Origin of the sequence: Marilutibacter aestuarii, assembly GCF_006546775.1 — a bacterium.
GTDB classification, from domain to species: domain Bacteria; phylum Pseudomonadota; class Gammaproteobacteria; order Xanthomonadales; family Xanthomonadaceae; genus Marilutibacter; species Marilutibacter aestuarii.
In genome coordinates this window covers 1-18,831 of the sequence record NZ_VICE01000133.1, presented here as the reverse complement: position 1 = coordinate 18,831, position 18,831 = coordinate 1, and the positions used below count along the sequence as shown (strand labels likewise).

Sequence of the window (18,831 nt, the reverse complement as noted above, 5' to 3'; positions counted from 1 at the left end):
GGGCACGGCCCATGCAGCTTCTTCGCGGGCTCGCGCCACGGCAGGGAGCCGACGGAAGCGGAGTGCGACATGGTACCGGCTCGCGTCGACTCGATCACCTCGCGAAAAGAAGGAACCGGGGTCCGCGACGACACTGCTGCGCTGCCGCGTGCGATCATTCCACGGCGTGGTACCGTCGGCCGTGTTCGCATTCGCATTCGCGGTCGCAGGGGCAGGGGTTCTGGGCGGCCGCATGCGAACCGGACGCCAGGGACTTCGCCGGCGCGCGTCGCGCCGGACCGGGAAGTCGCCGGGCGTCGCGCAGTGGCGTACCTGTGACATGCATGTCGAAGGGCCGTCGATCGATCAACGCATGTCAGCAATCGGGGAAAAACGCATGCCTGCTGTCAAAAAACACACCCGGGGTCCGGCCACCCACCGTCTTTCGTTGTCCGTGGCGATGGCGCTGGCCGCCTGTGTCGCGATGCCCGCCACGGCCCAGGAGGCCGGCGAAGAGGAATCCGAGTCCGCGACCACCCTGGCCGGGCTGGTGGTCACCGCGCAGAAGCGCGAGGAAGTCCTGCAGGACGTGCCGATCTCGATCACCGCGCTGCCCGAGCAGCTCCTCCAGGATACCGGCGTGCGCGACGTCAAGGACCTGCAGGTGCTGGTCCCGGGCCTCACCGTCACCAGCACGCAGAGCGAGGCGCAGACCACGGCGCGCATCCGCGGCATCGGCACGGTGGGCGACAACCCCGGCCTGGAGTCCTCGGTCGGCGTCGTGATCGACGGCGTCTACCGTCCGCGCAACGGGGTGGGCTTCGGCGACCTGGGCGAGATCGAGCGCATCGAGGTGCTGAAGGGGCCGCAGGGCACCGTCTTCGGCAAGAACACCTCCGCCGGCGTCATCAACGTGATCACGCGCCGGCCGGACTACAACACCTACGTCGACGGCGAGCTGACGGTCGGCAATTACGGCGCGCTCGGCGTGGCCGGTACCTTCAACAGCGCGCTGGGCGACAACTCGGCCATGCGCGTGTACGCGGCCAAGCGCAAACGCGACGGCTGGATGGACGTGCACACCGGCAACGGCCCGCGGCGCGAGGACGAGGACTACGACCAGAATTTCCACTCGCTGCGCGGTCAGTTGCTGCTCGAGCCGACCGACACCCTGGACATCAACTTCATCGCCGATTTCACCAGTCGCGAGGAAAACTGCTGCACGGCGGTGACCCTGGTCCGGGGCGGCACCGCACCGCTGGTGGATGCGCTTGCACCGGACGAGGGCGTCAGCCCGGTCGCCGACCCCGAGGCGCGCCAGGCCTGGGGCAACCGCGGCACCGAGCAGGACATCAAGGACAAGGGCCTGTCGATGGAGCTCAACTGGGAGACCCCCTGGCTGGGCGGCGCCACCCTGACCTCGATCACCGCCCAGCGCGACTGGGATGCCATCAACGGCCTGGACTACGACTACAGCACCGCCGACATCATCTACCGCAACGCGGACGAGGACGAGTCGCTGATCGCGTTCGACACCTTCACCCAGGAACTCCGGCTGACGGGCTCGACGGATTCCTTCGACTGGATGGTGGGCGGCTTCTATTCCGACGAGGACCTCAAGCGCAACGACTCCTACCGGATGGGCGCCGCCTACGAGCCCTACGTGTCGACCCTGGTGTTCCAGCGCGTCGCCGCCGGCATCACGGCCGCTGGCCTTCCGATCGACATGAGCAACCCCGCGACCTTCTTCTCGCAGGTCACCGGGCAACCCTACGGCACCGGCTTCGCCGGGTTGGGCGCACTGGACCGGTACGAGCAGGATGCCAAGAGCTACGCGCTGTTCACCAACAACACCTGGCACGCCACGGACGCGCTCGACCTGACCCTGGGCCTGCGCTACACACGCGAGGACAAAGAGCTTGACTCGCGTTACAGCAATCCCAACGGCAGCCCGGGCTGTGCCGCGGCGCTGGCCAATCCGGCGGGCGGCGTCGCGCAGGCCCTGCTCGCGCGTGGCGTACCGTTGGGCGCATTGACCCCGGCGCAGCAGGCGGCATTGCTGGGCCAGCTCGCCCCGCAGGTGGTCGGTTTCATGTGCCTGCCCTGGGCCAATGCCCTGCAGGCCGGTCGCGCGACCCACCAGGAGCGCGAAGAGAAGGAGTGGTCGGGCACGCTGAAGGCGGCCTACCGCTGGAACGACCAGGTCATGACCTACGCCTCCGCCGCGCGCGGCTACAAGGCGGGCGGCTTCAACTTCGATCGCGTGCAATCGGCCGACGGCCAGTCCAGCAGCGGCGCGGGCATCATCCCGGTCGACGACACCTCCTTCCCGGGCGAGTTCGTCGACAGCTACGAGCTGGGCGCCAAGACCACCTGGATGGAAGGCAACCTGCTGCTCAACGCCACCCTGTTCCACCAGACCTACGAGGACTTCCAGCTCAATTCCTTCCTGGGCACGAGCTTCGTGGTGAGGTCGATCCCGGAGGTGGTGTCCAAGGGCGTGGACACCGAGCTCCTGTGGGACACGCCCCTCGAGGGCCTGATGCTGCAGGCCGGCCTGACCTACGCCGACACCCGCTACGGCGACGAGACGCCCACGGCGGACTTCGTCTTCCCCGGCTCGCTGTACAAGCTGCCCGGCAGTCGCGCCAGCTTCGCGCCCCTCTGGTCGGGTTCGGCGTCGGTGACCTACGAGTGGGACTTCGGCGGCTCGCTGATGGGGCGCTTCAACCTGGGCGGCAAGTACATGTCCGATTTCAACACCGGCTCCGACCTCGACGCGGAGAAGGCGCAGGAGGCCTATGCGGTCTTCAATGCGCGGCTGGGGATCGGCTCGCGGGACCGCCGGTGGATGGTGGAGCTCTGGGGCCAGAACATCTTCGACGAGTACTACACGCAGGTCGCGTTCGACGCTCCGCTGCAGGCCCCGGGCTCGCCGGCGCCCGGCGATCCGCTCAATTCCTACAACGGCTTCCCGGGTGCGCCGGCGACCTACGGCGTGACCCTGCGGGTGCACTACTGACCACCGCCGTCGCCGCGCGTTCCCGCTTCACCGGGCGCGCGCGGCGGCCGTTATAGTGTCCAGCCATGAACGCCGACATCTCCGATATCGCCCTGCGCGCGCTCGCCGAGCAGGTCGCCCGCACCGCCATCGACCAGCACCACCGCCTGACCACGGCGGAGAGCTGCACCGGCGGCTGGATCGCCAAGGCACTGACCGACATCGCCGGTTCCTCGGACTGGTTCGAGTGCGGGATCACGGCCTACAGCTACGAAGCCAAGCAGGCCCTGCTCGGCGTCCAGCCGCACACGCTCGAGGAGCATGGCGCGGTGAGTCGCGAGACGGTGATGGAAATGGTCTCCGGTGCACTGGTGCAATCGGGCGCGTCCGCGGCCGTCGCCGTCACCGGCATCGCGGGGCCGGGGGGCGGTACCGACGACAAGCCCGTGGGGACGGTCTGGATCGCCTGGAAACGGCGTGGCGGCTATCCGACCGCGGTGGTCTTCCACTTCGACGGCGACCGCGAAATGGTCCGCCGCCAGACGGTCGCGGCGGCCCTGCACGGGCTGATCGAGCTGATGACCTGAGCCGCTTGACGGCGCAGAACGCATGTTAGTAGTATTGCTACTAACATGGACATCACCGACACCCAGCACGCGATCTGGCACCTGATCGCCGAGCGCATCCAGACCGAGGGCATGCCGCCCTCGCAGACCGAGATCGCTCGGGCGATGGGCTTCAGCAGCGTGCGTGCCGCGCAATATCACATCGAGGCCCTGGAACAGGCGGGCATCATCGAGCGTATCCCCGGGCGGGCGAGGGGCCTGCGCCTGCGGGTCCAGCCCGACGGCCTGGACGAGGACGCCCTGGCGGACGAGGCGCAGGCCAATGCCGCGTCGCGCGTGCCACTGAACGACGATGCCCTGCACCTGCCGGTCCTCGGCCAGGTCGCGGCGGGCGTGCCGATCGGCGCCGACATCGGATCGGACCAGATGGTCCTGCTGGACCGCAACTTCTTCTCGCCGTCGCCGGACTACCTGCTCCGCGTCAAGGGCGACTCCATGCGCGACGAGGGGATCTTCGACGGCGACCTGATCGGCGTGCACCGCACCCGGGATGCCCGCTCCGGGCAGATCGTGGTGGCCCGCATCGACGACGAGATCACCGTGAAGCTCCTGAAGCTGGGCCGTGAACGCATCCGCCTGCTGCCGCGCAACCCCGACTTCGCGCCGATCGAGGTCCAGCCGGGCCAGGAGTTCGCCATCGAGGGCCTCTACTGCGGCCTCGTGAGGCCGAGCCGTTGATCCACGCAACGCCTGCCAGCGTCGTGGCCCGCGGCATTCGGTTTTTTCCTACACCCGGCCAGGGACGTACCCGACGCGCCGACGCGCCGGTCCCCGACTGCCAGTCGCCCGTGACCGCGGCATCCTGCCTCCTGGCGGCGATCTCAGCTCCTGCGACCTGCCTTCCGTACAGTCACCCCATACCCACTTCAGCGACCTAGAGGACCTCACGATGGACGAGAACAAGAAGCGCGCGCTTTCCGCGGCACTGGGCCAGATCGAAAAGCAGTTCGGCAAGGGCTCGGTCATGCGGATGGGCGACCGCGTCGTCGAGGCCGCGGAGGTCATCGGTACCGGCTCGCTGATGCTCGACATCGCCCTGGGGATCGGCGGCCTGCCCAAGGGGCGCGTGGTCGAGATCTACGGCCCCGAGTCCTCCGGCAAGACCACCCTGACCCTGCAGGCCATTGCCGAATGCCAGAAAAAGGGCGGCACCGCGGCGTTCATCGATGCCGAGCACGCGCTCGACCCCATCTACGCCGCCAAGCTGGGCGTCAACGTCGAGGAACTGCTGCTCTCGCAGCCCGATACGGGCGAGCAGGCCCTGGAGATCGCCGACATGCTGGTGCGCTCCAGCGCGGTCGACATGGTCGTGATCGACTCCGTCGCGGCGCTGACGCCGCGGGCCGAGATCGAAGGCGAGATGGGTGACCAGCTGCCCGGCCTGCAGGCACGGCTGATGAGCCAGGCCCTGCGCAAGCTGACCGGCAACATCAAGCGCAGCAACTGCCTGGTGATCTTCATCAACCAGCTGCGCATGAAGATCGGCATCATGATGCCGGGCCAGAGCCCGGAGACCACCACCGGCGGCAACGCGCTGAAGTTCTATGCCTCGGTCCGCCTGGACATCCGCCGCATCGGCGCGGTCAAGAAGGGCGACGAGATCATCGGCAACCAGACCCGCATCAAGGTCGTCAAGAACAAGATGGCGCCGCCGTTCAAGCAGGTCATCACCGAAATCCTCTACGGCGAGGGCATTTCGCGCGAAGGCGAACTGATCGACATGGGCGTGACCGCCAAGCTGGTGGACAAGGCCGGCGCCTGGTACAGCTACGGCGACGAGCGGATCGGCCAGGGCAAGGAGAACGCCCGCAACTACCTCAAGGAGAACCCCGCGGTGGCCGAGCGGCTGGAAGCGGCGCTGCGCGCCCAGTTCGTGCCCGAGGAGGCCGACAAGGTCGAAGACGAGTCCGATGAGGATTGATCCTAAGGGAACGTTCGTGATCGAAGCGGCCGGGCCTGTCCAGGCGGGCGGGTCAGCCGGAGCCTCGCATGAGCAGCGCGCCAGGCCCTGAGGACAGCTTGTTCCCGCTTCCTGGCGATCCTGCTGTCGCCGGTGAGGGAAGTGGGGCGGGGCTGGAAGGCCCCGACGGGCAAGGGCGCGATCGCCGTCGTGGCCGTCCGGAGCAGACGCCCCTGCAGCGGGCGCTTGCCCTGTTGTCGCGCCGGGAGCATTCGCGCAAGGAGCTGACCGCCAAGCTTGTGTCGCGTGGGCTGGAGCCCGGGGCCGTGGATGCGGCCGTCGAGCGCCTGGCGGGCGAGGGCTGGCAGGACGACGCCCGCTTCGCCGAGGGCCTGGTGCGGACCCGGTCGGAGGGCGGGTACGGTCCGGTGCGGATTCGCGCGGAGCTGGCCACGCATGGGTTGGACGACGCGGCCGTGGACACCGCGATGGCGACCTTCGAGGGGGACTGGATCGAGCTGGCACGCGACCTCGCAAGGCGGCGCCTCGGCCATCGCGGGCTGGAACCGGGCTTGCAGGCCCAGCGCAGGATCGCCGACCTGCTGATGCGCAGGGGATTTCCGGGCGACGTCGTGAGGGCGGTCAGTCGCTTGCCGTTGGACGAATTCGACTGAGTGCATCCCGGACGGGACCCCTGGACCCGGCCTCCGGCGGGGCCTTGCCCGTGTTGGGCCCCTGATCAGGCAGGCCGGAGCCAAGGCTGATACCCTATCGGGCTTCCGTTTGGTTGCCTGCCCGGATCGCTGCCCGCATGCTTCGGGGCACGACGGGTCATGGCGGCCCGGCCCAGCCCTCCGATCCAGCGCCAGGCATGAGCACAGCGACCCCCCTCAGCACCCAGCAGATCCGCAGCGACTTCCTCGAGTTCTTCCGGGGCAAGGCACACACCATCGTGCCCTCCGCGCCGCTGGTGCCGGCCAACGATCCGACGCTGCTCTTCACCAATTCGGGGATGGTGCAGTTCAAGAACGTCTTCCTGGGCAGCGAGAAGCCGGGCTATGTCCGCGCGGCCGACGTGCAGCGCTGCCTGCGCGCGGGCGGCAAGCACAACGACCTCGACCAGGTCGGCTACACCGCCCGCCACCACACCTTCTTCGAGATGCTGGGCAACTGGTCCTTCGGCGACTACTTCAAGGTCGAGGCCATCGAGTGGGCGTGGGAGCTGCTGACCCGGGTGTGGAAGCTGGACCCCGAGCGCCTGCTGGTCACCGTCTACCAGACCGACGACGAGGCCTTCGATATCTGGAACACGCGTATCGGCGTCCCCGCCGATCGCATCGTCCGCATTGGGGACAACAAGGGCGCGCCGTTCGCCTCGGACAACTTCTGGCAGATGGCCGACACCGGCCCATGCGGCCCCTGCACCGAGATCTTCTACGACCACGGCCCCCACATCCCCGGCGGGCCCCCGGGGTCGCCCGACGAAGATGGCGACCGCTTCATCGAGATCTGGAACCTGGTGTTCATGCAGTTCGACCGCCAGCCCGACGGCAACCTGCTGCCGCTGCCGGCGCCCTGCGTCGATACCGGCATGGGCCTGGAGCGCATCGCGGCGATCCTCCAGGGCGTGCATGGCAATTACGAGATCGACCTGTTCCGCTACCTGATCGCCCAGGCGGCCGCGCTGACCGGCACTGAAGACCTTGGCAACAAGTCCTTGCGCGTCATCGCCGACCACATCCGCGCCTGCAGCTTCCTGGTCATCGACGGCGTGCTGCCCAGCAACGAGGGCCGCGGCTACGTGCTGCGCCGGATCATCCGCCGCGCCCTGCGCCATGGCTGGATGCTGGGCCAGAAGCAGCCCTTCTTCCATCGCATGCTCGCGCCGCTGATCGAGGTGATGGGCGATGCGTATCCCGAACTCGCCGCCAAGCGCGAGTTCGTCGAGCGTGCGCTGAAGGCGGAGGAAGAGCGTTTCGCCGAAACGCTGGATTCGGGCATGCGTATCTTCGACGAGGTCGCCGCGCGTGCCGCGGGCACCATCCCCGGCGAGGATGCCTTCCGCCTGTACGACACTTACGGCTTCCCGGTCGACCTGACCGCCGACATCGCGCGCGAGCGCGGGCTCGAAGTCGACATGGCCGGCTTCCAGGCCGCGATGGAGCGCCAGCGCGAGACCGCGCGCGCATCGGGCAAGTTCGGTGGCGGCACGACCCTGCCGGCCGAACTGGCGGCCCAGTTGGCACCCACGGTATTCCTGGGCTACGAGGCCACGGAGGCGGACGACGTCGAGGTGTTGGCGATCCTGCGCGACGGCGGCCCGGTCGAGGCACTCGAGGCGGGCGAAGAGGGCGTCCTGATCCTCGATCGCACGCCGTTCTACGCCGAGAGCGGCGGCCAGATGGGTGACGCCGGCGAACTCGAAGCCGATGGCCTGCGCTTCGATGTCCGCGACACCCTCAAGATCGCCGGCCAGTTCCATGGCCATGTCGGCGCGCTCGCCGCCGGCGCGATCAAGCGCGGCCAGCGCCTGCGCGCGCGCATCGACGATGCCCGTCGCGCGGCCATCGTGCTCAACCATTCCGCCACCCACCTGTTGCATGCGGCGCTGCGCTCGGTGCTGGGCGAGCATGTCACCCAGAAGGGTTCGCTGGTCGCTCCCGACCGCCTGCGTTTCGACTTCGCGCATTTCCAGCCGGTATCGGCAAGCGAGCTGGCGGAAATCGAAGCGCGGGTGAATGCCGAGATCCGCGGCAACCATGCCGCCGAGGTGCACCACATGGGCATGGACGAGGCATTGGAGTTCGGGGCGCTGGCCCTGTTCGGCGAGAAGTATGGCGATCGCGTCCGCGTGCTGCGGATGGGCGACGCCTCCACCGAGTTGTGTGGCGGCACCCATGTCGGCAGGACCGGCGACATCGGCCTGTTCAAGATCCTCTCCGAGGGGGGCGTGTCTGCCGGTGTCAGGCGCATCGAGGCCGTGACCGGCGAAGGCGCGCTCGCCCATGTGGCCGCCGAGGAACGTCGGCTCGGGGAGGCCGCGCGCCTGCTCGGTGCGACGCCCGCGGAGGTAGCCGACAAGCTGCGTGCGCTGCTCGAGCGCCAGAAGAAGCTCGAGCGCGAGCTCGACGCGCTGAAGGCAGAAGCCGCTGCCGGCGCCACCTCCGACATCGCGGGCCGGGCCGTGCAGGTGGGGGATGTCCGCGTCCTCGCCGAGCGCCTGGAGGGCTTCGACAGCAAAGCCTTGCGCGAGGCCGTGGACCGCCTCAAGCAGCAGCTGGGCGACGCCGTCGTCGTGCTGGCCGGCACCGCCGGGGGCAAGGCCGCGCTGGTGGCTGGCGTCAGTGGCAAGGCGGCGGGCAGGATCAAGGCCGGGGAACTGATGGGCCACGTGGCCGGTCAGATCAACGGCAAGGGGGGTGGGCGTCCTGACATGGCCCAGGGTGGGGGCGAGGATGGCCCGGATCTGGTTTCGGCCCTGGCTGGCGTGTCCGGCTGGGTTGAACGGCAACTGAGCTGAAGGTCCGGATGGGCTCCATACGCTTGTGGCCCGGACTTCTCAATAGGATAATTGCCAATTGTTTTTCAACCTGCGCACCGTGTACCTTGATGGACGTGGTGCAACCGTCGGCACCCGAAGCGGCCGGCATGAGGAGAGTTTTCAATGCTAATCCTGACGCGTCGCGTCGGTGAAACCCTGATGATCGGCGACTCGGTGACCGTCACCGTGCTCGGCGTCAAGGGCAACCAGGTACGTATCGGCATTACTGCGCCGAAGGACGTAGCGGTTCACCGTGAAGAGATCTACCAGCGCATCCAGCGCGGCGAAGGCGCCGCCGAAGACGCTGGCAAGCCGGTCGACTGATAAAAAGTTTGCCGCGCGTGGGGTGAGCCGTTATGATTCCCGCCCGCATCGCTTTTGTTGGTGTCGCGGAGAGTTGCCCGAGTGGCTGAAGGGGCTCCCCTGCTAAGGGAGTATAGGGTTTATAGCTCTATCGAGGGTTCGAATCCCTCACTCTCCGCCAGTTCCATATCGATGTTGCCTCCAGCAGTCCTGCGCCCGGTTTGAATGCCGCGCAGCCCTGCTACCCGGTCTGCAATCGCCAAGCTGGATGTCCGCATCCGGCACGCGTGCATGCAAAGGGGCGACGTTCGATGACAGCCCGGGCAGTCGTGCAAGCGACTGCTTCGGCGTCGAAGAAAGACCGGAAAACGTACAGGAAAATGGTTGACGGAAAGCCTCATCGTCGTCATAATTTTCCGACTACGCGCCCGTAGCTCAGCTGGATAGAGCACCAGGCTACGAACTTGGGGGTCGGAGGTTCGAATCCTTCCGGGCGCGCCATTATCAAGAACAAAAGGGCCGACGGCGCATGCCGTTGGCCCTTTTGTTTTTGGCCGTGGATGCATCCTTGGCGCTCGCCTTTACCGATGCCCGCGACGCGCATGTGTGTTCCGGGCTGCCGGCCATTGCATGCGCATTGGCGCGCGCCGCCGGGTTGCCGCATGCTGCACCCCCGACCGGAATCGCCGGGACAGGATGGAGTGCCGCCGCCGATGTCGTTCCAGGACCCGCAAGCGAGTCCGGCATCCGTCGATGCCTTGTTCGCCGATTTCTCGGCCTGCCTGCGGGCGGCGCTCCCGGGCACGTCCGGCTGGCCGACGACCTTCGCGGTGCTCGTCCACTGCAACGCCTGGATCGATCGCCTGGCAGCTGCGAGGGCGTTGATCACTGACGTCGAGCGCGAGCGCGTCGACCGCCAGCGCCGTCCCCGCGATCGCGAGATGCATGCCCTGGCCTACGCATTCCATCGCATGGCGGTGGCCTGCGCGATGGGTCTCCCGCCCTCGGGGGTGCCCCTCGTGCGCGACGCGATGGGCTGTCCGCGACTGCCCGGCACGCCCTGGCACACCAGCCTGAGCCACGCCGACGGCGCGGTGGCCCTGGCCTTGAGCCTCGACGGGCCGGTGGGAATCGACCTGGAGGCACGCGCCAGGGCTTCGATGCTGCCGGACCTGGTGGCGTCGATGTGCACGCCAGCCGAGCGTCGCCGGCTGCCGGGGGAGACTGCCGACCGCGGACCGGGCCTGCTTGAACTGTGGGTGCGCAAGGAGGCCCTCCTCAAGGCCACGGGCCAGGGCATGTCGATCGAGATGACCGCCATCGAAGCGCCTCCGGATGCCTGGTTGCCGCTGCCCGGTGATGGCCGGGATATCCGCATCCGCATGCTCGAGGCGGGGCCGGCGCATGTCGCGGCGCTCGCCTCGATGGCGCCGGGGGCGCCGGTCACCTTTGCCTGGCTCGCGCCCGCGGCCACGCCGCGCGCGTAGTGCCCGGGGCGCCTGGCGTCCGCGGCGTGCACGCCAGGCGGGGATGGAGGCCGGTTCGGCGGCACCTTGCCGTTCTTGAATGCAGGTTAGTGGCATTCAGAGGCAGCAGGGATGTTCAAGCAGCTCGGGGGCGCCTCCACGCGGGGCGATGGCGTTGGGGAGCGCCGGCGCGATGCCGCGCGCAGGGCGAGTGTCGCCGGGGTGCCGCGGTGCGGGATTCCGGCGGTCCCGGGAGTCCCGGCATGAGTGCGTCCATGCGGAGCCGGAAGAGCAGGACCCTGCTGACCCTCTGGATCGTCGAACTGGCGCTGGTGATGATCGCGGTGCCCGCCGCGGCCTGGCTGCGCTTCCATGACGATCCGGCCGGCCACCAGGAGTTCGCCGAGTGGTTGTGGCTGCGCGCATTCATGGTGGCGATGGCCGTGACCGGTGCGATGGCCGCGTTCGGCCTTTACCAGGTGCATGTCCGCCACAAGTGGGTGGACTTGATCCTGAGGTTGATCCTGTCCTTCGCGTTCGGCGGCATCGCCCTGCTTGTCGCGTACTACCTGTTGCCCGCGATCTACATCGGGCGGGGCGTGCTGGCGATGACCCTCGCATTGGGTTTCGGGGCGTTGCTGCTCGTGCGCGTGGGCCTGTTCCGCGTGCTCAAGAGCGACGCGCTCAAGCGCCGCGTGTTGGTGTTGGGCGCCGGCGAGCGTGCCGACCTGATCAACCAGCGGATGCGCCGACAGAACGACAGGCAATCCTTCGTCGTGGTGGGCTTCCTGCCCCTGGATGGCCAGCAGGTCGTGGTCGGCGACGGATTGCTCGACGCCGGCGGCGGCACGCTGATGGAGCTGGTCGATCGCCTCCAGGTGCACGAGATCGTCGTCGCGGCCGACGAGCGCCGCGGCGCGATGCCGATGGAGCAGATGCTCGCCTGCGCGCAAAGCGGCGTCACCGTGACCCACCTGTCGACGTTCTTCGAGCGCGAGGCCGGCATCGTCAAGATGCAGGTGGCGGACCCGTCCTGGCTGGTGTTCTCGGGCGGCTTCGATCATTCCACGCCGCGCCGCCTCAGCAAGCGCTTCTTCGATCTCGCTGCGGCGCTGGTGCTCCTGCTGCTCGCATGGCCGGCGATGCTGGTGGTGGCCCTGTGCATCTGGTTCGAGTCCGGGGGCCCGATCTTCTACCGGCAGACACGGGTGGGCGAGGGCGGCAAGCATTTCGACCTGGTCAAGTTCCGCAGCATGAGGACCGACGCGGAGGCCGACGGCGTCGCGCGCTGGGCCAGTACCGGCGACGACCGCACCACGCGCGTGGGGCGCTTCATCCGCCTGACCCGGCTGGACGAGCTCCCGCAGCTGTTCAACATCATCAAGGGCCAGATGAGCTTCGTCGGGCCGCGTCCGGAACGGCCGCAGTTCGTCGACATGCTGGACCAGGAGCTGCGTTACTACTCCGTGCGCCACAGCGTGAAGCCGGGCCTGACCGGATGGGCACAGTTGCGCTACCCGTATGGCGCCTCGGTCAAGGATGCCGAGGAAAAGCTCAAGTTCGACCTGTTCTACGTCAAGAACCACGGCCTCGTGTTCGACCTGATGATCCTGCTGCAGACGGTCGAGGTGGTGATCTTCCAGCGCGGCTCCCGATGAAGTGCTCGCGCGGCCGGCGAGATGCCGGCCGTGCCGTCAAGGAGCGGGCAGTCCGCTCGCCGGGTCGGTCGGCGACGGGGACGGGGGCGGCGCGGCGCCGGCGCGATCGGGTGCCGTCGTGGGGCGACCATCGGGCGTGCTGGCTTCCAGCACGACGATCAGGACCACGATCACCACGACCACCAGGGCCGCGAGACGTGTCTGGCGGCGAGGGTCGCCATCCGTGTCCAGCCGCGACGGCAGCGTGTTCTCGTTTTCGCCGATGGATGCATGCCGGCGCTGTGGCAGCTCGACCAGGCGGGAGGAGGGTGCCGCGCCCGGGAGCCGGCCATGGGCGCGGTGGAATCGCGTCGCCGTCGCGTACAGCGACGTCAGCTCGGACAGCGAGAGCGCGGCTGCCTCGGCGGCACGCGTGGTCGCGCCGGGATGGCGGTCCGGATGCAGCTCGGCGACCCTGCGGCGGTACGCCTGCTTGAACTCGTCGAGCGTGCAGCCGGGCCGCAGGCCGAGCTGCGCGTAGAGCTGGTTGAAATCCGAATCCATGTCGTCCCCTGGGAGGCACGCGCCCGGGCGCGTCGCGGGGCCAATCGCGGGCCCTCTGGATCAAGCACGGAAAATGGCCGAGATCGAGGCCGTCATGCGTATTCCCTAGCCGTGGACAGGATGTTTTCGAACGTCGAGACGGAGTAGGCCGGGTGGATCCGTTCCAGAACCAGGAAGACTATTGGCAGGGGCGGCTTTCGGGTGCGTCGCTGCGGATCGACTTGCCTTTCGCCCAGGGCGACGATACGCGCCGGCCGCAGCGCCAGCACGTGGCCCTTGATCGCGCATGCAGCCGTTCGATCTTCGCTTTGGCCGAGCGCCACGGCACGAGCCCCGGCGACATCGTCCTGCTCGCCTGGACGAGCCTGCTCGCCCGCATCGGCGGCGTCGGCACGGTCTGGGCGGCCACCCTGGGCCCGGACCTCTGCGAGGGCGACGATGCCTGGTCGCGCCTGACGCCGGTCGCGGTCGAATGCCCCCCGGGCGCGAGCGCAGGCGATCGCGCGGCAGGAGTGCACGCTGCGCGCGCCGAGGGCCGCGCGCAGGCCGGCATGCCGCGCGCACGATGGGAGGCCCTGTTGGGCTTGGACGCGCAAGCCGTCGGCAGTGGCTTCCAGGTGGGCTTCGTCGAGATCGCGGGCGCGTCCGGCGCCGCATCGTCGGTGCCCGCGCCCCTGGCGTCCTGCGAGCTGGTGTTGCAGGCGACGGTATCCGACGACGCGCTCGAGTTGGATCTGGTCGTGCAGGCATCGCCGGCGGAGACGCCGATGGTGGGGAAGCTTGCCGCCTGGCTGTCGCGCTGGATCGGACTCGTCGTCGGCGCGCCTGCCGCGCCCTTCGACCAGTTGCCGCTCGTGTCCGAGGAAGACCTGCCCGCCCTGATGGGCAAGGGCGTCCACGAAGCGGACCTGCCGCCCGGGACCTGCGTGCACCAGCTCTTCGAGGCCCAGGCACGCCGCACGCCGGCGGCGACCGCCGTGGTGGATGGTGCGCGTCGCCTCGACTATGACGCGCTCAACCGCCGTGCCAATCGCCTGGCCCGCCACTTGCAAGCGCTGGGCGCCGGCCCGGACGCGCGCGTCGCGATCTACCTTGACCGCCAGCTCGAACTGGTGGTCGCCGTGCTCGCCACCCTGAAGGCGGGCGCGGCCTACGTACCGCTCGACCCGGCCTATCCGGCCGAGCGGCTTCGCCACACCCTGGCCGACAGCGCACCGGTCGCGGTCGTCACCCAGGCGTCGCTCGGCGACGGTTGGGCGGCCCTGGGCGAGGCCCCGGCAGGTGACGCCCCGGTCCTCGACCTGGAAGCCGATGCAACGTCCTGGGACGGACTGCCCGAGACCGACCTGGCAACCAGCGACACCGGCGTGGGCCCCGGGCACCTGGCCTACGTGCTCTACACCTCCGGTTCGACCGGCAAGCCCAAGGGCGTGGCGATGCCGCATGCGCCGCTGGTGAACCTGGTCCTGTGGCAGAACCGCCAGCCTGGGCACGACCGTCCGTTGCGCACGCTGCAGTTCGCCGCGCTGGGCTTCGATGTCGCCTTCCAGGAGATGTTCAGCACCCTGGGCAGCGGCGGCGAACTCCACCTGGTCGATGGCGACACCCGCCTGAGCGGCGACCGCTTGTACGCGTTCATCGCCGAACACCGGATCGAGCGGATCTTCCTGCCGTACTTCGCCCTGCAGATGCTGGCCGAAGGCCATGCCAATGCCAGCGCGGGCGATGGATCGGCGACCCCTGCATGCGAGCTGCGCGAAGTGGTCACCGCCGGCGAGCAGTTGCGCATCGAGCCGCGCATCCGCGCGTTCTTCGAGGCCGTGCCGGCGTGCCGCCTGCACAACCACTACGGGCCGACCGAGACGCATGTGGTGACGGCGCTCACGCTGGACGGTGAGCCGTCGCGCTGGCCGCGCCTGCCCTCGATCGGGGCGCCGATCGACAATGCCCGCTGTTACCTGCTCGACGCGAACGGCCAGCCCGTGCCCGAGGGCGTGGCCGGCGAACTGTACCTCGCCGGACCGGTGGTCGCCCGGGGCTACCTGGGACGCGACGACCTGACCGCCGAGCGCTTCCTGCCCGATCCCTTCGTCGACCGCGCGGACGCGCGCATGTACCGCACCGGCGACCTCGCGCGATGGCAGGCCGACGGCACGCTCGAGTTCCTGGGGCGTCGCGACTTCCAGGTCAAGATCCGCGGCTTCCGCATCGAGCTGGGCGAAGTCGAGGCGCAGGTCATGGCCTGCCCGGGCGTGCGCGAAGCCGGCGTGGTGGTCCGCGAGGACACGCCCGGGATGAAGCGCCTGGTGGCGTATTTCACCGCGCTCGAGCCCGGCGCGCCCGTGCGCGTGGATCGCCTGCGCGCGCACCTGCTGGCCTGCCTGCCCGACTACATGGTGCCGGTGGCCTACGTGGCGATGGATGCCATGCCGCTGTCGCCCAACGGCAAGCTCGACCGCGCCCGCTTGCCCGCGCCGGGCCGCGGGCGCCCGGACTGGGCCGGTGCATTCGTGCCCGCGCGCGACGCGCCGGAAGCCGCGCTGTGCCGGCTGTTCGCCGAGGTGCTGGACCTGGAGCGGATCGGTCGCGACGACAACTTCTTCGACCTCGGCGGCACTTCGTTGCTGGCCCTGCACCTGCTGCAGGCGATCCGTCGCGAAGGCCTCGGCGAGGTCGGCGTGACGAGCCTGTTCCGACTGCCCACGCCGGCCGGGCTGGCGCGCGCGCTGGCCGATGCCGGCGACACCCATGCCGCGCCCTCGCGCTTCGCCACGGGCGAGCGCAGGAGCGAGGCCTCAGAGCCCATCGCCATCATCGCGATGGCGGGCCGGTTCCCGGGTGCGGACGACGTGGAGGCGTTCTGGGAGAACCTGTGCGAGGGGCGCGACTCGATCCGCTTCTTCAGCGCCGACGAGCTCGATCCTTCGATCGACCTTGCAGAACGGCAGGATCCTTCCTACGTCGCCGCGCGGGGCGTGATCGACGGCGTCGAACTGTTCGACGCCGCGTTCTTCGGCATCAGTCCCCGCGAGGCCGAGCTGATGGACCCGCAGCAGCGGATCTTCCTCGAGCTGTGCTGGGCCTGCATGGAGCGCGCAGGCCACGTGCCCGGCGCGACCGCCGGACCGGTGGGCGTGTTCGCCGGCATGTACAACGCCAGCTACTTCCAGAAACACGTTTCGGCCCATCCCGAGCGCATCGAGCGCCTGGGCGCGTTCCAGGTGATGCTCGACAACGAGAAGGACTACATTGCCACGCGGGTCGCGCACAAGCTCGACCTCACGGGTCCGGCGATCAGCATCCACACCGCCTGCTCGACGTCGCTGGTCGCCATTGCCCAGGCCGTGGACAGCCTGCGCGCCGGGCGCTGCGACATGGCGCTGGCCGGCGGTGCGTCGGTCACCTGTCCGCCGAACAGCGGCTACCGTTACCAGGAAGGCGCGATGCTCTCGCCCGACGGGCACACGCGGACCTTCGACGTGGACGCGCAAGGCACGGTGTTCTGCGACGGTGCCGCGGTGGTGCTGCTCAAGCGCCTGTCGGCGGCACTGGCCGACGGCGATCCGATCCACGCGGTGATCCGCGGCGTGGGGATCAACAACGACGGTGGCGACAAGGCAAGCTTCACCGCCCCCAGCAGCGAGGCGCAGTCGGCGGTGGTCGCCATGGCGCATGCCGACGCCGGCGTACCGGCGCGCAGCATCGGCTACGTCGAAGCGCACGGCACCGCCACGCCCCTGGGCGATCCGATCGAGATCGAAGGCCTGACGCGTGCATTCCGACGCGGGACCGACGCGCGTGGCTTCTGCCGCATCGGTTCGGTGAAGAGCAACGTCGGCCACCTGCTGATCGCGGCGGGCGCGACGGGCGTGATCAAGACCGCGCTGTCGCTCGAGCACGAGACGCTTCCGGCGACCCTGCACTTCAACACGCCCAACCCGGCGCTCGAACTGGACGCTTCGCCGTTCGTGGTGAACGCCGAGCGCACGCCATGGCCGCGTGGCGGCGACGCGCGTCGCGCCGGCATCAGTTCGTTCGGCGTGGGCGGCACCAACGCTCACGTGGTGCTGGAGGAAGCGCCCCTGCGGGAGGCAACGGCGCAGTCGACCGATCCCAAGCTGCTGGTGCTGTCGGCGCGCACGCCGGCGGCGCTGGGAGCGTCGGTCGAACGCCTCGCCGCGCACCTGGACCAGCACCCCTCGCTCAATCTCGACGACGTCGCCTGGACACTGGCCGTTGGACGCAAGGCCTTCGCGCACCGGCTCGCGCTGGTGGCCAGCGACACGGCCGACGCCGTGCGCGCATTGCGCGAAAGGGATACCGCTGCGATGGCATCGCGAAGCCGACCGGCGCGCGCCTCGCAGGTGGTCTTCATGTTCCCGGGCCAGGGCGCGACCTACGCCCGCATGGGATGCGCACTGCGCGAGCGCGAGCCGGCCTTCCGTGAAGCGCTGGACGCCTGCGCCGATGCCCTGGGTGGTGATTTCGGCTTCGACCTGCACGAACGCCTGGCAAGCGACGACCCGCAGGCCCTGCTGCCGACCTCGGTGATGCAGCCGGCCACCTTCGCCATCGAGTACGCGCTGGCGCGTTGGTGGCAGGCCCGGGGCGTCGAGCCGGTGGCCATGATCGGCCACAGCGTGGGCGAGTTCGTGGCGGCGACCCTGGCCGGCATCTTCTCGCTGGAAGACGCCATCCGCCTGGTCGCCCGGCGCGGCGCGCTGATGCAGGCGCAACCCCCCGGCGGCATGTTGTCGGTGCGCATCGACGAAGCGACGCTTGCCTCGCGCCTGCCCGACGGCGTGTCCCTGGCCGCGGAGAACGCACCCAACGCGTGCGTGGTCGCCGGACCGCTGGATCGACTGGCCGAGTTCCAGGCAGGGCTCGAAAGCGACGGAATCGGTTGCCGCCTGCTGCATACCTCGCATGCCTTCCACTCGGCGATGATGGCGCCCGCGATAGCGCCTTTCCGCGCCGCCGTGGACGCGGTGGCGCGCCATGCGCCACGCTGCCCGATCGTGTCGACGACGACTGGCACCTGGCTGGACCAGGCGCAGGCGGCGTCGGCCGACTACTGGGCCTCGCACCTGCGCGAGCCGGTCCGCTTCTCGCGCGCACTCCTCACCGCGCTCGAGTCGCCGTCGATCGCCCTGCTCGAAGTCGGCCCGCGGACCAACCTCGCCAGCCTCGCGCGCATGCACCCGCAGGTTTCACGCCAGCACGTACCGCTGGTGTCCAGCCTCTCCGACGGCAGCGTCGACGAGTCGGTCGCGTTGCGACGCGCGCTCGGCGCGCTCTGGTCGGCGGGGGTCGACACGCAGCCGGGGCAACTGGACGCGCGCGAGTACCGGCGCCGCGTGCGACTGCCCAGCTACCCCTTCGAAGGCCAGCGCTACTGGCTCGACGCCCCTTCCGCGACCCGCACCGTGGTCCCGCATCCGGCCGCCGTGGCCACCCAGGAGAACCCCATGCCGCACCTCGTCCCGGCGAACGAAGCCGCTTCGCCCATGCCGTCGCCCGCCCACCACCAGGACCGCCGTGCCCGACTGGTGGGGCAGTTGCGCGAGGCCATCGAAGACGTGTCCGGCATCGACATGGACGATGCCGAGCCCGAAGCCAATTTCATCGAGCTCGGTCTCGACAGCCTGATCCTCACCCAGGTCGCCCTGCAACTGCAGAAATCCTTCGGAACGCCGGTGACCTTCCGCCAGCTGATGAGCGATACCTCGACCCTCGCTTCGCTCGCCGACTACCTGGATGGGCGGCTGCCGGCCGAAGCCGAAGCCCCGGCCGAGGTGGCGCCAACGCCCACGG

Annotated in this window: 11 protein-coding genes and 2 tRNA genes; 12 read left to right on the top strand and 1 reads right to left on the bottom strand. The window is 69.3% G+C overall.

From position 1 onward, the window contains the following. Positions 1-376 precede the first annotated feature (376 nt). From FKV25_RS13825 to FKV25_RS13775, 11 genes are all read left to right on the top strand, one after another. On the top strand, positions 377-3,001 hold the full coding sequence (locus tag FKV25_RS13825; RefSeq protein WP_246072098.1) for a TonB-dependent receptor: 2,625 nt from the start codon (positions 377-379) through the stop codon (positions 2,999-3,001). A 65-nt stretch (positions 3,002-3,066) separates the two neighbouring features. After that, positions 3,067-3,567 carry a CinA family protein gene (locus FKV25_RS13820; RefSeq protein WP_141519379.1) on the top strand — a complete coding sequence of 167 codons (501 nt, stop codon included), beginning with the start codon at positions 3,067-3,069 and terminating at the stop codon, positions 3,565-3,567. Between the two features lie 45 nt (positions 3,568-3,612). Then, the gene (gene lexA, locus FKV25_RS13815; RefSeq protein ID WP_141519378.1) at positions 3,613-4,284 is read left to right on the top strand and encodes a transcriptional repressor LexA; all 672 of its coding nucleotides are present in this window, start codon (positions 3,613-3,615) and stop codon (positions 4,282-4,284) included. A 211-nt stretch (positions 4,285-4,495) separates the two neighbouring features. Then, positions 4,496-5,527, top strand: coding sequence for a recombinase RecA (gene recA / locus FKV25_RS13810; RefSeq protein WP_141519377.1), 1,032 nt, complete (start codon positions 4,496-4,498; stop codon positions 5,525-5,527). 68 nt (positions 5,528-5,595) lie between these two features. Beyond that, positions 5,596-6,180: a regulatory protein RecX gene (locus FKV25_RS13805; RefSeq protein ID WP_141519376.1), complete on the top strand. Its 585-nt coding sequence runs from the start codon at positions 5,596-5,598 to the stop codon at positions 6,178-6,180. A 197-nt stretch (positions 6,181-6,377) separates the two neighbouring features. Next, positions 6,378-9,026, top strand: coding sequence for an alanine--tRNA ligase (gene alaS / locus FKV25_RS13800; RefSeq protein WP_141519375.1), 2,649 nt, complete (start codon positions 6,378-6,380; stop codon positions 9,024-9,026). A gap of 144 nt (positions 9,027-9,170) precedes the next feature. Then, the gene (csrA, locus tag FKV25_RS13795; protein ID WP_141519374.1) at positions 9,171-9,371 is read left to right on the top strand and encodes a carbon storage regulator CsrA; all 201 of its coding nucleotides are present in this window, start codon (positions 9,171-9,173) and stop codon (positions 9,369-9,371) included. Positions 9,372-9,438: 67 nt separating this feature from the next. Then, positions 9,439-9,531, top strand: a tRNA-Ser gene (locus FKV25_RS13790). A 243-nt stretch (positions 9,532-9,774) separates the two neighbouring features. Continuing rightward, positions 9,775-9,851 (top strand) — tRNA-Arg (locus FKV25_RS13785). A 212-nt stretch (positions 9,852-10,063) separates the two neighbouring features. Next, positions 10,064-10,837: a 4'-phosphopantetheinyl transferase family protein gene (locus FKV25_RS13780; protein WP_170218648.1), complete on the top strand. Its 774-nt coding sequence runs from the start codon at positions 10,064-10,066 to the stop codon at positions 10,835-10,837. A 242-nt stretch (positions 10,838-11,079) separates the two neighbouring features. Continuing rightward, positions 11,080-12,474, top strand: coding sequence for a TIGR03013 family XrtA/PEP-CTERM system glycosyltransferase (locus tag FKV25_RS13775; protein ID WP_141519372.1), 1,395 nt, complete (start codon positions 11,080-11,082; stop codon positions 12,472-12,474). Between the two features lie 36 nt (positions 12,475-12,510). On the opposite strand, the gene FKV25_RS13770 is transcribed toward FKV25_RS13775, so the two are convergent. Continuing rightward, positions 12,511-13,017: a J domain-containing protein gene (locus FKV25_RS13770; protein WP_141519371.1), complete on the bottom strand. Its 507-nt coding sequence runs from the start codon at positions 13,015-13,017 to the stop codon at positions 12,511-12,513. 152 nt (positions 13,018-13,169) lie between these two features. Between FKV25_RS13770 and FKV25_RS13765 the strand changes: the two genes are divergently transcribed. Beyond that, positions 13,170-18,831, top strand: a 5,662-nt coding sequence (locus FKV25_RS13765) for a hybrid non-ribosomal peptide synthetase/type I polyketide synthase (protein ID WP_141519370.1), incomplete at its 3' end; no start/stop codon positions are given.

What these genes read in the sequence shown, in the direction of transcription:
- FKV25_RS13825 (WP_246072098.1), top strand. Translation starts at nt 377, where the DNA reads ATGCCTGCTGTCAAAAAACACACCCGGGGTCCGGCCACCCACCGTCTT.
- FKV25_RS13820 (WP_141519379.1), top strand. Translation starts at nt 3,067, where the DNA reads ATGAACGCCGACATCTCCGATATCGCCCTGCGCGCGCTCGCCGAGCAG.
- lexA (WP_141519378.1), top strand. Translation starts at nt 3,613, where the DNA reads ATGGACATCACCGACACCCAGCACGCGATCTGGCACCTGATCGCCGAG.
- recA (WP_141519377.1), top strand. Translation starts at nt 4,496, where the DNA reads ATGGACGAGAACAAGAAGCGCGCGCTTTCCGCGGCACTGGGCCAGATC.
- FKV25_RS13805 (WP_141519376.1), top strand. Translation starts at nt 5,596, where the DNA reads ATGAGCAGCGCGCCAGGCCCTGAGGACAGCTTGTTCCCGCTTCCTGGC.
- alaS (WP_141519375.1), top strand. Translation starts at nt 6,378, where the DNA reads ATGAGCACAGCGACCCCCCTCAGCACCCAGCAGATCCGCAGCGACTTC.
- csrA (WP_141519374.1), top strand. Translation starts at nt 9,171, where the DNA reads ATGCTAATCCTGACGCGTCGCGTCGGTGAAACCCTGATGATCGGCGAC.
- FKV25_RS13780 (WP_170218648.1), top strand. Translation starts at nt 10,064, where the DNA reads ATGTCGTTCCAGGACCCGCAAGCGAGTCCGGCATCCGTCGATGCCTTG.
- FKV25_RS13775 (WP_141519372.1), top strand. Translation starts at nt 11,080, where the DNA reads ATGAGTGCGTCCATGCGGAGCCGGAAGAGCAGGACCCTGCTGACCCTC.
- FKV25_RS13770 (WP_141519371.1), bottom strand. Translation starts at nt 13,017, where the DNA reads ATGGATTCGGATTTCAACCAGCTCTACGCGCAGCTCGGCCTGCGGCCC.